This window comes from Martinezella calliandrae (assembly GCF_030272695.1).
GTDB classification, from domain to species: domain Bacteria; phylum Pseudomonadota; class Alphaproteobacteria; order Rhizobiales; family Rhizobiaceae; genus Rhizobium; species Rhizobium calliandrae.
Window position 1 is genome coordinate 215611 of sequence record NZ_JARFYN010000010.1, and the last position, 14051, is coordinate 229661.

Sequence of the window (14051 nt, forward strand, 5' to 3'; positions counted from 1 at the left end):
GCTGCTGATAACCACTCATATTCTCCTGCGGCCGGCAAGCCAGTTGAGGCCGTAGAGAACGGCGAGCGATGCGAGGAAAAGGATGACGGATGCCGCAACCGCCTTGCCGATCGCGCCTTCTTTGAAGAAAGCTTGATAGATGTAGATCGACAGCGACGTCGTCGAGCCGCCCGCCCCGCTGCCAGTCAGCGCATAGACATTGTCGAACACGCGAAAGCCATCGATGAAGCGAATGAAGAAAGCGATCACCAATGTCGGCAGCATCAGCGGCAGCTCGATCCACCAAAGCGTTTTAAGCGCCGACGCCCCATCGAGCGCGGCCGCTTCGCGCACATCGAGCGGCACCGCGACATAGGCCATGTAGAACAGCAGAAAGGAAAATGGCGTCCACTGGAGCGTCTCAACGACCGTCAATGTCCAGAAGGCATGATTGATATCCAGAAAGGCCGGACTGTCGCCGAACCACTCGAAGAGATAGTAGGGCACGGGGCCGGCAAACTCATGCAACACGAGGCGATACATCAAGCCAATCATGGCAGGCGCCACCATCAAGGGCAGCATCAGCGGCGCCATCAGCGCCGAGCGCTTGGAAAGAAGTGGGGCTAGAAAGATCGCCAGAAAAAGGCCGAGCAGGCATTCGATCAGCGCGGTCAAAATCCCAAACCGCATGGAAAAGGAGATCGCCTGCCAGAAACCATGATCGGTAAGCACGCTCAGATAGTTGCCGAACCCACTAAGACTCGGGCTTCGCAGCGTCTGGAAGCTGACGGTCGATACCGAATAGACGAGATTGATAATTGCGGGAAAGCCGAGGAACAGGAGCAGGAATCCCACGAGCGGCGTGAGATAGGCTCTTCCCTCAGCACGTTCTACGATAGCCATTTCGATCCGCCGGATGGGACGGACGCCGCGATAAACACGGGCGTCCGGCTGATGTTACTTTTTCAACAGACCCTGCATGCCAGCTTTGGTGTGAGCAAGCGCGTCGTCAAGGCTTTGCTGCCCGGACCAGTAGCCGGTAAACTCCTTGGCCTGCAGCTCGTAGATGGAGAGCGCGTTGGCAGAGGTCGCGCCATTCATCACATAGCCGTACTTGCTGGCAAACTCCCCAAGCTTGACGAGATCCGGCCGCTCTTTGGCAACCTTCGCCACCACGTCGGGCGCAAGCGCCGGCGAGCCACCGCTGCGGGCATAAAGCAGAGCCGCATCTTCCGTCGCCAGCCACTTCAGGAACTTCACCGCGCCGTCCTTGTTTTTGGCGTTTTTGTTAAGACCAAGGCCAAGACCGTGGATGTGGTCGGCACGGCCCTTGGGGCCGGCTGGCGGTGCTACGATGCCGGTGACTTCGGCAACCGCCGGAGACTTGTCGGCACTGGTCAAATCAGCGGCCGCTGCATTCCACTGAAGCGCGGTGGCCGCCTGGCCGGAACTATAGGCCGCATTGGTTTCCGGATATTCGTAACTCAGAGAATCCTTCGGCGATGCGCCGGCGTCGTAGAGCTTCTTATAGAGCTCCAATCCGGTCTTGTAGGCATCGGAATCGATCGTGACATTGCCGTCCTTGTCAGTCCAATCCGCGCCATAAGAGCGCGGCAGCGACTGGAACACCATCATGTTGAAGAGCAGGTTCTTCATTTGCAGCACCGTGCCATACCGCACCGGACTTGCCGAATTGACCTGTTTCGAGAAATAGAGCGCCGTTGCGGCCCAGTCGTCCCAGGTCCAGCTATCGGGATCCTTGGGCTGCAATTCCTTGCCGAGATACGTCTTGGAGATTTCGGCATATTTCGCCTTGGCCGCGTCGTCCTTCATCAGGGCGTCGATCAGATCCTTGCGGTAGTACATGAAGTGCAGCGACAGATCAGTCGGCACACCATATTGCTTGCCGTCGAACTGCATGGTCTTCAGCACGGATTCGCCGAACGTCTTTGCGGCGCCGCTGCCGAGATCGATCGGCTCCATGTAAGGCGCGTAGCGGCCGATCGAATAGGTCGCGACAAGGTTGATGTCGAAGGCGTTCGAGCCTGCGGCCATGTCGGCCTGGAGCTTGTCGTAGAAGCCCTCACGGTTGAAGAACAACAGTTCGACCTTGTCGGCATCGGTAATGCCGGGTCTGGCGTTATAGGCTTCCACGGTAGCGCGAAGCGCGGTTTCCTCCGAACCGCCCGGCCAGCCGAGAACCGTCACGGTCGCATTCGATGTGCCCGGCATGGCGACGCTTGCAAGAAGCAGTGCAAAGGCCGGGACAAACGTGCCTCTTAATTTCATCGCAGTTCCCTCTCTCTTTTATTGTTGGGTCTGAGTGTATGCCTTTTACAATTGTCAGCCTTGTTCGGCAGCAAGACTTGCCACCCCAATGATCCCGGCGCGGCTACCGAGCTTTGCGGGAACGAGAACGGGCCTCAGGCGGCTGTCTATGCCGGCAAGCTCCTTTCGCATCTGGTCTAGATAGCCCTTTGCAAGCCCGATGCCGCCGCCGACGACGATCTGGTCCGGATCGAGCATCATCTGAATATCGCGGCAGAGCGTGGCGGCCCGGAGCACCGATTGCGAAACGATCGCCTTGGCCCAGGGCGCACCTTTTTCCGCAAGGTCGAAAACCTCGGCGGCGGTTGCCTTGTGCCCGGCTTTGAGAGCTTCCGAGGCGATCCACCGGCCCGATGTCTGGTCTTCCAGCGGAAAACTCCCTTCTGATGGGCCGCGGATCAGCCCGAAATGACCGGCAAGGCCGGCAAGCGGACGACCATTGATGACGATCCCGCCGCCGATGCCCGTGGAGATGGTAAGAAACACCACGTCGCCGCCGTTTCCGGCACCGAAGCTGTATTCTCCCCAGGCGGCGGCTTGCGCGTCATTGGCCGCAAAGACCGGTTTGCCGAAGACAGCCAGAGCCTTTTCGATAATCGGATACTGGTCGGGGATGGCAAGCGTCGCCGGATTGAGCGCCGACCATCGGCCGTCCTGAACGAAGCCGGTCACCGCGATGCCGACACGGGAATAACGATCCTTCCATATCCCGACCCTGTCGGCGATGGCTGCAAGCCATGCGTCGGGGCCTTCTTCCCGCGCGGTCGCAACAGTTATCTCGTCGAGAACGTCGCTGCCCCTGACGAGCGCGGCCATGGTCTTCGTGCCGCCGATGTCAATGGCAAGGACGGTTCCAGGGCTTTTGGCATCATAGGCTTTCGCCACCGCCTCATGAAACCATGAGGTCACATGTTCGGTGCGGGTAATCGCCGAGCCGACGACGACGGCGAAGGCGCCGGCCTTTACCGCTGCGGCGGCTTGCTCCGTCGTGCGGATGCGGCCCTCGGCAATCACATAGGGCGTGAGCTGCCGCATCTCGGCGATGAGACTGAGATTGGGATCGACGGGCTCAGGGCCGCCGACATAGCCGGAAAGAGTCGTGCCGACGAAATCGACACCCGCCGCCAAGGCGTGGCGTGCATCCTCAAGGCTCGAACAATCGGCCATGGTCAGCTTGCCCTTCGCCGCCACCACCTTCACCAATGCCTCGATGGAGGCTGGACGAACTCGGTCCGTGGCGTCGAAGGCAACGATATCAGCACCCGCATCCGCGAGCGCCTCGGCGTCCGCCACAAACGGGGTAATGCGTACCGGACTTTCTTCGAGATCACGCTTGACGATGCCGATGATCGGGACAGAGACGGCCGCACGAACGGCCTTCACATAGGCAACGGATTCGATCCGCAAAGCCCTTGCTCCGGCATCAACGGCGGCTCTTGCAAATCCGATGACGAAATCTGCCGCATCCATCGGCCCATCGGGAACCGGCTGGCAGGAAACGATGAGGCTGTTCTGGATGTCGTCGCGCTGCAATCGTGGCACTCCATTTCCGCGCCACGATAATCGGAAAATACCAGATTACAACCAGTTTATGACTGGTATCATCGCTGCAGTTCGAAGACGAAGTCATAGACATCGCCTTTATAGCGGCTCTCGCAATATTCGACGATCTGTCCGTCGGCAAGGAAGCAGCGGCGCTCGGTCATCAGCAGCGGGGCCCCCGGGTCGCAATGAAGATGCTGCGCATCCTCTGCGGATGCCGCACGCGACCGCATTCTCTGAATGGCCCGTTGCGGTAGGAATCCGCGTGCCTCCAGGGCGTCATAGAGCGAGTCCTTGACCATCTCTGCCGAGGGCAGGAAGCGAACCGGTACCGCCGAAATCTCGACGGCGATCGGTACGCCATCGGCAGTCCGGATACGCTTCATGCGCACGACATTGCTGTTTCCGGCAACACCCAAAGCCATCATCTCGGTTGGAGAAGGCCGGCTTATTTGTTTGGAAAGCCAAACACATCCCGGAACAAGCCCGCGGGCGATGATGTCTTCGGAAAAACTTGTCAGCGTCGCCAAGGATTTTTCGACGCGCGACCCAACTTCCGTCTTGAAGCCATGGCGGCGGTTGAGAAAGCCTTCCTCCTCGAGCAGCGCCAACGCCTTGCGCACGGTCACACGAGAGAGCTGCAACGTATCGGCCAGAACGCGTTCCCCGGGCAAGACCGCGCCAGCCTTCAACACGTTCGACAGGATCGCAGTTTCGATCGCCGCCTTCAGCCGCTTGTAGAGCGGCAGGCCTAGTGCCGTTGCTTCCAGTTCCCTGCTGACGAGTTCGATCAACCCATCCGTCGTCATGCGCGCTCCCGTCTCAAGTTTCGACAGATCATATTTTTCCGAAGACCTATCTGGACCTATACTGGTATTAAAGTGAAAGGGCAATTGCGCACCGATAGAACTGTCGCATTGCGCCGCTCTTGCCGGTCATTTTTCCAGGCAAAACTGTTACTAGCCAATCAATTGATCAATAACGGGGTGTCGTTCACCTATATGAACTCCGAGGTAAAGAGCGCCGGTCGTACCCTCGACATCCTGGAATATTTGGCCGAACGGCGCGAGGCGGTCGCCCTGTCGCAGATCATCAGGGATCGAAAAGCAGCGTTCATGGGCCGGTGTAGCGAACGCTACTTCTTCGCCTTTGTCCGCCTGAGTTTGCGCTCGGCAATCAGGAAAAGGCCCTTGAGTTCGGGTTCGCGCACACGGCTGGCAGCTTCGGTGAAGGAGACCCAATCGATACTGCGCTGCCCCCTTTCCGGATAGTTCTCGCAGATCTTTTCGACTTCAAGAAGGTGCAGTTGGACGACGCAGGGAACGCGGTTTCCGTCGTCAAGTTGTTTGAGGTAGGTGAAATAGCCAAACGGCTTCTTCTTGATCTTGCCGCGCACACCGGCTTCCTCGAAAGCCTCTATCGCGGCAACTTCGTGCGGCTTTTTCCCCTTTATCGGCCAGCCCTTCGGAATAATCCAGCGCCCGCTTTGGCGGCTGGTGACGACAAGCACTTCCAGCATATCGAGTTCGGGGTGTCTGCGGTAACAGATCGCCGCATATTGTTCGTATGCGGGACCGTGAAACAATGCTGCGGCATGGAGGGCGAGATCGGACAGAAACCTGTCCGATCCTCCGATGGATTTCGTCCGCGACTGGATCGAAGGTGCCATGTCGTCAGCCACCCCTGATTGTGCCGCGCCAAACGAGATCGGCATGAAGGCGGATGGCGGACGCCCGTCCTTCCGGGTTTGCGACCGGCCCACTTTCGAGCCAGGAAACGGCCTCCCGAGCGATAGTGGTGAGTGGCTGGGCAAAGGTCGTCAGCTGATAGGATGCCCAGGAGGCATGCTCGATGTCGTCGAAACCGGCGACGCAGAGCTGTTGGGGAACAGAGATGGAAAACTGGTGGCGGGCAGCATCCATAAAACCGCAGGCAAGCAGGTCGGTGGCGCAAAAGACGGCATCCGGCCGCTGGCTCCGGGTGAGAAGCCGCTGCGCAAGAACCCTGCCGCTTTCATAGCTGGTCCAGCCATAGCGCTCGACGACAACATCAAGGCCCTGCGCCCTCGCCGCGGCAACGAAGCCGCTCTCCCGTGCCATGAGGCTTGGCGTGCCAGCTTGCGAATTGGCAAAGGCCAGCTTGCGGCAGCCGGCGCGAAGGAAGGCGGTCAGGATGCGACCGGCCGCCTCTTCGTCGTCGAGATTGATCCGGAAGGGTCCATCCTGCTCGTCGTCGCGATTGATCAATATTAGGCGCTGACCGCTCTTCAGGCAGAGCTGCGTGATGGACTTGTCCGGCATTCCCGAGAGGATGATCGAGGCGTCGGCGCGGTAACGGATCGCTTGGCGCAGCGCCAGGTCGACACTGCCGTCCGAAAGATCGGTGTTGACGAGCATGGCAATCTTGCCGCTGTGTTGTAATTCCTGCGTCAGCACCTTGATCAAGCCGGAGCGATGAGGCGAGGCCAAATCGGACACGATCAGGCAGACGATGCCGCTTTCGTTGCGCATCAGCCCGCGAGCGAGGTGATTGACGTGATAGCCAAGTGCGTCCGCTACCTCCAGCACCTTCCGTCGCGTCTCGGGCGACACGCTCGCCCCCGGCGTGAACGCGCGCGACACGGCCGAGCGGGAGACCCCGGCGCGATCAGCCACTTCCTGTGCGCTCACGAACACTTTCTGCGACACGCCATTCTCCCTGCTCGCCGGCGACTCCACCTAATGATGCAATTGCTTGCACTATCATGTGAGCCGCCGCAGTGACAGTTTTATGAAAAAGGCTGTTGATGGGTGCGGTTGGGCTGTGCGGCATTTGCACGCGCTTGCAAGGTTTGCGGGACGAGCAAGGCAGGAGACGAATGCGTGTTTGGCGCGACGCTCAGTCACGCGGACCAAGTTTGATCTCGGCGTTTTGGTGTTGCGGGTGAAGCGATCTGATCAACGATAGTCTTCGGTTCCGCCCCGCTCGCTGATCAGCGGCACGAAAATTACGGCGCCGAGATTTTGGGTCGCAAAATCATCCGGGCCTTTTCGCAGGATTTTCAGAAGCGTCTGCCTGCTCTCCTCCGGCCCCACCGGGATGATCAGCCTGCCGCCGATCGCCAGCTGCTCTTTCAGGACCCGAGGCACCTCCGGGGCAGCGGCGGAGACCAGGATGGCGTCGAAGGGCGTCGCTTCCGGCCATCCCCTCGAACCGTCTCCGCAACGCAAATCGACATTGTCATAGCCGAGACGATACAGTCGTTCGGCCGCTCCCGCCGCCAGAGAGGCGTGGCGCTCCACGGCGATGACATGAGCGGCTATGCGGCTGAGGATGGCAGCCGCATAGCCGAGCCCGGCGCCGATTTCGAGAACCTTGTCGGTGGACTTGACTTCAGCCGCCTCGACCATCAGCGCGACCATGTAGGGCTGCGAGATCGTCTGCCCATGGCCTATCGGCAGTGGGCAGTCGTTATAGGCAAACATCTCGAAGCCCTTCTCGACAAACATTTCCCGTGGCACTCGGCGCATGGCGTCTAGTATCGCCGGATCGCGAATGCCGCGCCCGGCGATCTGCTTTTCTACCATGCGAAGACGTCCGTGCATCGTCGGCTGTCTCCACGACCGAAACATTCCCAGGTTCACGTCGTTTGGCTATGTTCGCCACCGTGGCGCGAAATGCTCTTCAACGCTTCGCTGGCTGCACCATTGCCTTGGGCGACAGCGATGTCACCGAGCGACAGGATACCGACCAGCCGCTTGCTATGATCCAGCACGGGCAGACGCCGAACCTTGATATTGCCCATGTTACGGCAGACCTCATCGATCTCCTGATCGTCGAAGCAATATTTGACTTCCGATGTCATAACATCGCGGACCTTCGCGTCCGGGCCCCTGCCCCTGGCGATGCCGCGGATGGCGATATCACGATCGGTGATCATGCCGACCAAACGATCATGGTCGCCGACCGGCAGGATACCGGCATCAAGATCCGCCATCGTCTTTGCGGCCTCTAGGATCGTCTCGTCGGGATTGGTGATGCGCACATCGTGCGTCATGGCGTCTCGAACTTTCATTGGTTCCTCCATGATCGGACGCCGGTGTCCGGGCTTTAACCGCAGGACACATCCTTTAGCGACCTTAGATCGGGCGGCGCCCGGCTCCCCACTGGTCGCGGCCCTCTTCTGAGAGCCCGCTACAACAACAAGCGAAGCGTCGATCAGTTCCAGCCGCCTCGCGGATATTCGAAATTACATCTCGAATTCGTCGTTTTCACGGGGCGAAAGCAGTTCGACAAGCTCAGCCACCCTGCCGCTTGGCAGCGTCCTACCCTCACCAATCAGCGCCTCGTCATTGTTGACCCAGGCCCAGGCTTCCGCGAGCTCCCCGAGTGTTGCCCCGGTTGCGAAGACGTCCGCCATCAGGGTCTCGTCGATGGGGCCGAGAACGGAGACGATATCTTTTGCAGTTATGGTCATGCGCATTCTCCCGAAATGGCGGGCTCCTGAAATGGCGGCTCCTGAAATGACAGGCGGGCTATCGCAAGAGCCCTTTCACCTCCTTGGGAACGGAACGAAATCCCTCCAGCTTTGTTCCGGCATTCGAAAGCGGCCAAGAAACGAACGGGAGGAGGCTGCGATGCCAAGCACGATGATCGAGACCATGCCCTTGACCCCGACATGGATGGAGATTGCGACGCGCCTCCTACTGGTCATTGCCGCCGGCGGGCTGATTGGGCTCAATCGCGAGGCCGGCGGACATGCCGCCGGGTTTCGGACGACGATCCTGGTCGGGTTGGCGGCATGCCTGGCCATGATCCAGGCCAACCTGCTGCTCTCCGTGACGGGCAAATCACCCCAGTCATTTGTCTCAATGGACATCCTGCGCTTTCCGCTCGGCGTTTTGACAGGAGTCGGCTTTATCGGTGGCGGCGCCATTCTCAAGCGCGGGGATCTGGTCACCGGCGTGACGACAGCCGCAACGCTCTGGATCATGACGGCGATTGGCCTTTGTATCGGTGGTGGCCAGGCGGTCGTTGGGTCCGCTGCAGCCGTGGCGGCGTTTATCGTGCTGTCGCCCTTCAAATGGCTCGACGAGCTGATATCGCATCGACAAAAGGCACACGTGGTGATCGAGCATGCCCAGAGCGCCGATATCGCCAAGATCCAAGCAGCATTTGATCCGCTCGGATATTCCTTTTGTTTCATCGGCAAGTCGATAAAAGAGCCCGATGCGGCGATCCTTGCCTCCTATCAAGTGCGATGGAAGCACGCCGGTGCCAGTGGCGGCGCGCAGGAACTGCTCGCTTCTATCGAAGAGCACTACAAGGTCGTGTCTTTCGAGATGTTGACAACGACGAACTGACCATGGGTTGGCTGCCTCGGAACATTCTTGGCCGGCGACGGTTTGCCTTTGAAAGACAGGAGGATGTCATGGTCAAAATGAGACAGATGGAACCGAGGAAAGCCCGCGCCGGCAAGGCCGATATACGCACCCGACAAGCGCTCGATCAGGCGGCTGGCGGTTCCGCAGACATTGACGGGTCGGGCGCCGACACACGAGAAGCGAAATATGCCTATTACGAGCCGGGCACCGACGATTCGCGGTCGGCCGATACCAAGGATTGTGAAAGTCAGCGCATGAAAGCCTTGGACGCTGCCGCCGGCCGGATCGCAGAGGCCGTGAGGGCTTCGCGACCGCGAGAGCATCACACGATGCGCAATGCCACGGTGCTGGCAATCGGCGGGATCGCCGGCTTTTTGCTGCGCGGAGTTCTGACGGGGCGATAAGTGGGGCCGAACGCAGACATGGAACCTTATGGCGTTTTCCTTGTTGCGCTTCATGAGCCAACGAAGGGAGGCGGTCATGCAACGCCGGCACAAAGAACATAACGCTGAGGCTAAGAGAAACCCGTTCAAGCTCTCCGAAACGCAGTGGCGGCCCGATGCAGAGATCCTCGCGGAGATTCGGGAGAGATTGAAGGAAGACCCACTGCTGGATCACGCCAGCATCTTCGTTTCGGTCAGCAGCGGTCGCGTTCTCATCGAAGGATCGGTCGAAAGCGACGAATCCAAGCGACGGGCCGAAACACATTCCCGCCAAGTGAGCGGCATCAGCGGTCATGACAGCAATCTCTGCATCCGCAGGCCGCGATAGGAAGCGAAGACGCAGATGCGCGCATTGCTGATCATCATACTGGCATTGATGGTGGCCTCGGTTCTCAGCCTCGTCGTCATCAAGCCGTATGTGACTGGAATCAATAGCAAGGACTCCACGGTCGCTCAGAAGACCATCCAGCAACCCGAACCCAAGCCATAGGAGCGTCTCGACGCCTTCACTTGCCTTGCGGCCTGTTGTTTTCTTGGGTGTCCAGCTCGTTGCTGGGCGGTATCACCGGTGTCTTACCATCACGCGGCGCCGGCTTTTCCATTGCATTGTCACCGGTCGCCGGCGGTTTTAGGACACCGCCGCAATCAGCAAGTTTTTGGCCGGTGCTATCCGGAGAACGTGGCGCAGTTTTCCCACCTTCGGCCTGGCTGTTGGTACCCGTTGCCGCACAAGGGTCACTGGTTGGCATTTGTTGCGCAGATACGGCTCCGGCCATCGCCACCATCAATGCCGCAAAGAGTAGCCGCCCACTTGACCGGCACGATGTTTCAGATTTGCGTGGAGATGATGGTGTCGACACCGATCCTGCCGCTGACGACACCACGCTGGTGATGTGTCCTGCCATTGCCTACCTCGATAACCGTATAGAGTTTTTCGTTGCGGAAAACGCTCGCCATGACGGTCGTCTTGTCTTCCGCCGGTGCAGCGTCGATGTCCATGAAGTCCAGCTCGCGTTCGGCTGCGACAATGCGGGCGTCCCCAGGGGTGCGGGCTGCGACCAGCACTTCCCCATGTGATTTCGCGCCCAGCCAATTGGGATCGGCGGCGGCTGCGATTGGAACCAGTCGATAAAGCTTCAGGTTCTCGTCCATGCCGTTCTCCATCGTTGAGAGTGCGGAGCTGCAGACCGGATGGATCGGAAGCTCGCCTGCCATTTCGTCGGCCACGGAGAGAAAACGGAAAAATCTCCATGTTCTTCAGCACCATCATGTCCGTTTGGCACGGCTTGCAGCTCTTTTGGCTAACGCCCGGTGGCCATCGATGTTCCAGCCGAGTTCAACGCGACGATCTCACTTCAACGTGGCGATGAAGTCACGAAACCACCGCTGGGCCGGATGCGCATCGTTGCGCCGATGCCAGGAAAGCACGAAGGGTATTGGCGCAAGATGCAGAGGCGGGGGCAGAACGACGAGCTCTTGCCCCCTGCCCGAAGCCTCGACGACGCCTGTCATCACAGTCGCAATCATGTCGGAACAAGCGACAAGAACGGGAGCCATGTACATTTGCGGCAACGTCAATCCGAGCTTGCGCTTGAGGCCGCTTTTTGCGAGCTCCGCATCGACATGACCGAACCGTTCGTTTTCCGGGGAAACCAGGAGGTGCGAGAGCGTCAGGAATCGGTCGAGTGTCAATGGACCCAAAGCGGCTGGATGATCCTTTCTGAGGATACAGACGAAGCTTTCTTGGAAGATAGGCCGCGTCAATATCCGTCCGGTCGCTGTCGGCGGGACGCCGACGGCGACATCGATTTCGCCGGCGTCCAGCATCGCGATCGCATCGTCTCGCGCGGTAAATTCGCGCAACCGCAGGCTGATGTCGGGTGCCTGCCGGCCGAGTGCCGCAATTAAACGCGGCAGCAGGACATGGCTTGGATGTTCGGAAAGCCCGAGCGTCAAGGTCGCAGCCGAGGCCGACGGAACAAATTCCTGCGTGAATTCCAATGTCCGCTGAATATGCGCCAGCGCATGGGAAAGCGGCTCGGCGAGGTCGAGTGCCCGTGGCGTCGGCTGCAGCCCCTTCGGGCCGCGCACAAATAGCTCATCGCGCAGAAGCGCCCGCAGGCGGGCTAGAGCCGCACTCATGGCCGGCTGTGTCCGCCCGATCCGGGCGCCCGCTCGCGTGACATTCCGTTCCGCCATCAAGGCGTCGAAGGCGACGAGAAGGTTCAAGTCGATACCATGCAAATCCATGGGGTGGATGATGCCACATATGAACTATCGATTTCAATCATGATGCGACGGCTCTTAGATTTTGTTCGGCGGCCTTCCCGCCGATCGAACAGGATCAAGACATCATGAGCAACCAAACAGAACATGCTTTCCCCGCCACGGGGCTGACCGCGGCCGAGCGGAAGTCTATCGAGACCCTTTATCGCTCCTTCAGCGACAAAAACCCCGACCTCTTGGATGAGGCGGTCACGTCGGACTGGCAAGATATCCCGCTGGCGCCTGGCCAGGGACCCGGTCCGGCTGGGCTGAAGCCCATTATCGGCGCCTTCATCGCTGCCTTTCCGGATATGAAGATCACCATCAAGGAAATCATCGGCGCGCCCGGCCGAGCCGGCGTACGCGCGCTCATCACCGGCACGCACAAGGGCGAATGGTTCGGCATCGCACCGACCAACAAGACCGTCAGCATTCCGCTGCACGAATTCCATCATCTCGAAAACGGCCGGATCACCCACACCTGGCATTTGGAAGACTGGTTCTGGATGCTGCAGCAGGTCGGCGCTTGGCCTCCAGCAATGGGCGGCACTGCCGAGGGCGCGCTATGAAAGCGATGCGCCTTCATACCTATGGCGATATCGCGAGCGTGGTGGCCGAGGATATTCCGGTGCCAGACGTCGGCCCGGATGAAGTCCTCATCCGGGTAGCTGCGGCAGGCGTCAATCCGCTCGATCTGAAGCTCATCACGGGCCATGCCGCTGCTTATTTCCCACTTACCTTTCCATATATCCCGGGAACCGATCTCGCGGGGACGGTCGAACAGGCCGGCCCGCTTGCGGCCCGTTGGCGTCCCGGCGACAGGGTGATCGCCCGCCCCGCCCCAACACGCGGCGGCGCTTTCGCCGAATTCGCCGCCGTTCCGGTAAGCCAGGTAGCCGCTGCCCCGACGAGTCTTTCGCTCGAAACGGCAGCCGGCCTGCCCACCGCGGCGGCTACGGCTTGGCAGGCCCTTTTCGAGACCGCCCATCTCGAGCGGGGGCAGACTGTGTTCATCCACACCGCCGCCGGCGGCGTCGGGAGTTTTGCCGTCCAGCTTGCGAGGGTCGCCGGCGCGCGCGTCATCGCGACTGCCTCTGCTGCCAATGCCGATCTCGTCCGCGAGCTTGGGGCGTTGCGCGCGGTCGACTACCGAACGCAAGACTTTGCCGCCGATCTGGACGACGTCGATATCGTGCTGGACACGATCGGTGGTGAAACGCAGCAGCGGTCCTTCTCCATCCTGCGTCCCGGCGGAATGCTCGTCAGTATCGTCTCGCCACCCGACGAGATTCTCGCCGTCGCGCACGGGGTGAGCGGCGCATTCGTCTTCCACCAGACCGATGCGACACGTCTCGGATCGATCTCCGGATTATGCGACGCCGGATCGTTGAGGGTGGTCAGGGATCAGGTGTTTGACTTTGCCGACATGCAAGCTGCCCTTCAGCGCGTCGCTTCGCAGCGATCACGCGGCAAGGTGCTGCTGGCGATCGGGTGAAGGCGCGGAACTAAAGAATTGAAAAGGGCCTCCGCTGAGAGGGAGGCCCTTTTTTTCATTTTCCAAAGATAAGGGTGGCGCCGTTATTCGGCAGGTTGCAGCGCGGGCGTGCCGAGGTCGCTGGTCATTTGCCCGGCCATGGCAGCGGAAAATTTCGACCGATCAAGCTCATTTTCCCAGCGCGCGACCACGACGGTCGCCACCGCGTTGCCGACGAGGTTGGTCAGCGCGCGGCATTCCGACATGAAGCGGTCGATACCGAGGATCAGCGCCATGCCAGCAATCGGAACCGAAGGGACGACGGAAAGCGTGGCGGCGAGCGTAATGAAACCGGCGCCGGTGATGCCAGCAGCCCCCTTCGAGCTCAGCATTGCCACCAGCAGCAACAGGATCTGGTCGCCGAACGTCAGCGGCGTATCGGTTGCCTGGGCGATGAAGAGCGCTGCCAACGTCATGTAGATATTGGTGCCGTCGAGGTTGAAGGAATAGCCCGTCGGAATGACGAGACCGACGACGGAGCGTTTGCAGCCGGCGCGCTCCATCTTGTTCATCAGGCCCGGCAACGCGGCTTCCGAAGACGACGTGCCGAGCACCAGCAGCAGTTCCTCCTTGATATACCGGATCAACGCCAGGATC

General features: G+C 60.0%; 18 protein-coding genes. 6 read left to right on the forward strand and 12 right to left on the reverse strand.

The window, feature by feature from the left end; all coding sequences use genetic code 11:
- Window positions 1–15 precede the first annotated feature (15 nt).
- The 9 genes from PY650_RS10580 to PY650_RS10620 all read right to left on the reverse strand — a co-directional run bounded on the left by PY650_RS10580 (window position 16) and on the right by PY650_RS10620 (window position 8305).
- The gene (locus PY650_RS10580) at window positions 16–882 is read right to left on the reverse strand and encodes a carbohydrate ABC transporter permease (protein WP_285879146.1); all 867 of its coding nucleotides are present in this window, start codon (window positions 880–882) and stop codon (window positions 16–18) included.
- A 54-nt stretch (window positions 883–936) separates the two neighbouring features.
- Window positions 937–2268, reverse strand: a complete 1332-nt coding sequence (locus tag PY650_RS10585; protein ID WP_285879147.1) for an ABC transporter substrate-binding protein — start codon at window positions 2266–2268, stop codon at window positions 937–939.
- 54 nt (window positions 2269–2322) lie between these two features.
- Window positions 2323–3840, reverse strand: coding sequence for a putative N-acetylmannosamine-6-phosphate 2-epimerase (locus tag PY650_RS10590; protein ID WP_285879172.1), 1518 nt, complete (start codon window positions 3838–3840; stop codon window positions 2323–2325).
- A gap of 68 nt (window positions 3841–3908) precedes the next feature.
- On the reverse strand, window positions 3909–4658 hold the full coding sequence (locus PY650_RS10595; protein WP_285879148.1) for a GntR family transcriptional regulator: 750 nt from the start codon (window positions 4656–4658) through the stop codon (window positions 3909–3911).
- Window positions 4659–4984: 326 nt separating this feature from the next.
- Window positions 4985–5518: an NUDIX hydrolase gene (locus PY650_RS10600; protein ID WP_285879149.1), complete on the reverse strand. Its 534-nt coding sequence runs from the start codon at window positions 5516–5518 to the stop codon at window positions 4985–4987.
- Window positions 5519–5522: 4 nt separating this feature from the next.
- Window positions 5523–6536, reverse strand: coding sequence for a LacI family DNA-binding transcriptional regulator (locus tag PY650_RS10605; protein WP_285879150.1), 1014 nt, complete (start codon window positions 6534–6536; stop codon window positions 5523–5525).
- 249 nt (window positions 6537–6785) lie between these two features.
- Window positions 6786–7433 (reverse strand): protein-L-isoaspartate(D-aspartate) O-methyltransferase, encoded by a 648-nt coding sequence (locus tag PY650_RS10610; protein WP_285879151.1) that lies wholly within the window; start codon window positions 7431–7433, stop codon window positions 6786–6788.
- A 35-nt stretch (window positions 7434–7468) separates the two neighbouring features.
- Window positions 7469–7903, reverse strand: a complete 435-nt coding sequence (locus PY650_RS10615) for a CBS domain-containing protein (RefSeq protein ID WP_285879152.1) — start codon at window positions 7901–7903, stop codon at window positions 7469–7471.
- Between the two features lie 174 nt (window positions 7904–8077).
- Window positions 8078–8305 (reverse strand): hypothetical protein, encoded by a 228-nt coding sequence (locus PY650_RS10620; protein ID WP_285879153.1) that lies wholly within the window; start codon window positions 8303–8305, stop codon window positions 8078–8080.
- Between the two features lie 160 nt (window positions 8306–8465).
- On the opposite strand from PY650_RS10620, the gene PY650_RS10625 reads away from it, so the two are divergent.
- The 4 genes from PY650_RS10625 (at window position 8466) to PY650_RS10640 (ending at window position 10145) form a co-directional block, all read left to right on the forward strand.
- Window positions 8466–9191, forward strand: a complete 726-nt coding sequence (locus PY650_RS10625) for an MgtC/SapB family protein (RefSeq protein WP_285879154.1) — start codon at window positions 8466–8468, stop codon at window positions 9189–9191.
- A gap of 68 nt (window positions 9192–9259) precedes the next feature.
- Complete coding sequence (locus PY650_RS10630) at window positions 9260–9616, forward strand: hypothetical protein (protein ID WP_285879155.1); 357 nt, start codon at window positions 9260–9262, stop codon at window positions 9614–9616.
- Between the two features lie 76 nt (window positions 9617–9692).
- On the forward strand, window positions 9693–9983 hold the full coding sequence (locus PY650_RS10635; protein WP_285879156.1) for a BON domain-containing protein: 291 nt from the start codon (window positions 9693–9695) through the stop codon (window positions 9981–9983).
- Between the two features lie 15 nt (window positions 9984–9998).
- On the forward strand, window positions 9999–10145 hold the full coding sequence (locus tag PY650_RS10640) for a hypothetical protein (RefSeq protein WP_285879157.1): 147 nt from the start codon (window positions 9999–10001) through the stop codon (window positions 10143–10145).
- Window positions 10146–10483: 338 nt separating this feature from the next.
- Here PY650_RS10640 and PY650_RS10645 read toward each other — a convergent pair whose 3' ends face one another.
- Together PY650_RS10645 and PY650_RS10650 are read right to left on the reverse strand one after the other, a co-directional pair.
- Window positions 10484–10807: a hypothetical protein gene (locus PY650_RS10645; RefSeq protein WP_285879158.1), complete on the reverse strand. Its 324-nt coding sequence runs from the start codon at window positions 10805–10807 to the stop codon at window positions 10484–10486.
- A gap of 198 nt (window positions 10808–11005) precedes the next feature.
- A complete protein-coding gene (locus PY650_RS10650; protein WP_285879159.1) occupies window positions 11006–11905 on the reverse strand; it encodes a LysR substrate-binding domain-containing protein in 900 nt (299 codons plus the stop codon).
- Between the two features lie 104 nt (window positions 11906–12009).
- Between PY650_RS10650 and PY650_RS10655 the strand changes: the two genes are divergently transcribed.
- The gene (locus PY650_RS10655) at window positions 12010–12489 is read left to right on the forward strand and encodes an ester cyclase (RefSeq protein ID WP_285879160.1); all 480 of its coding nucleotides are present in this window, start codon (window positions 12010–12012) and stop codon (window positions 12487–12489) included.
- A complete protein-coding gene (locus tag PY650_RS10660; protein WP_285879161.1) occupies window positions 12486–13415 on the forward strand; it encodes an NADP-dependent oxidoreductase in 930 nt (309 codons plus the stop codon). The genes PY650_RS10655 and PY650_RS10660 overlap by 4 nt, the downstream gene beginning before the upstream one ends.
- A gap of 83 nt (window positions 13416–13498) precedes the next feature.
- Here PY650_RS10660 and PY650_RS10665 read toward each other — a convergent pair.
- On the reverse strand, window positions 13499–14051 hold a 553-nt coding region (locus tag PY650_RS10665), incomplete at its 5' end, for a cation:dicarboxylate symporter family transporter (protein ID WP_285879162.1).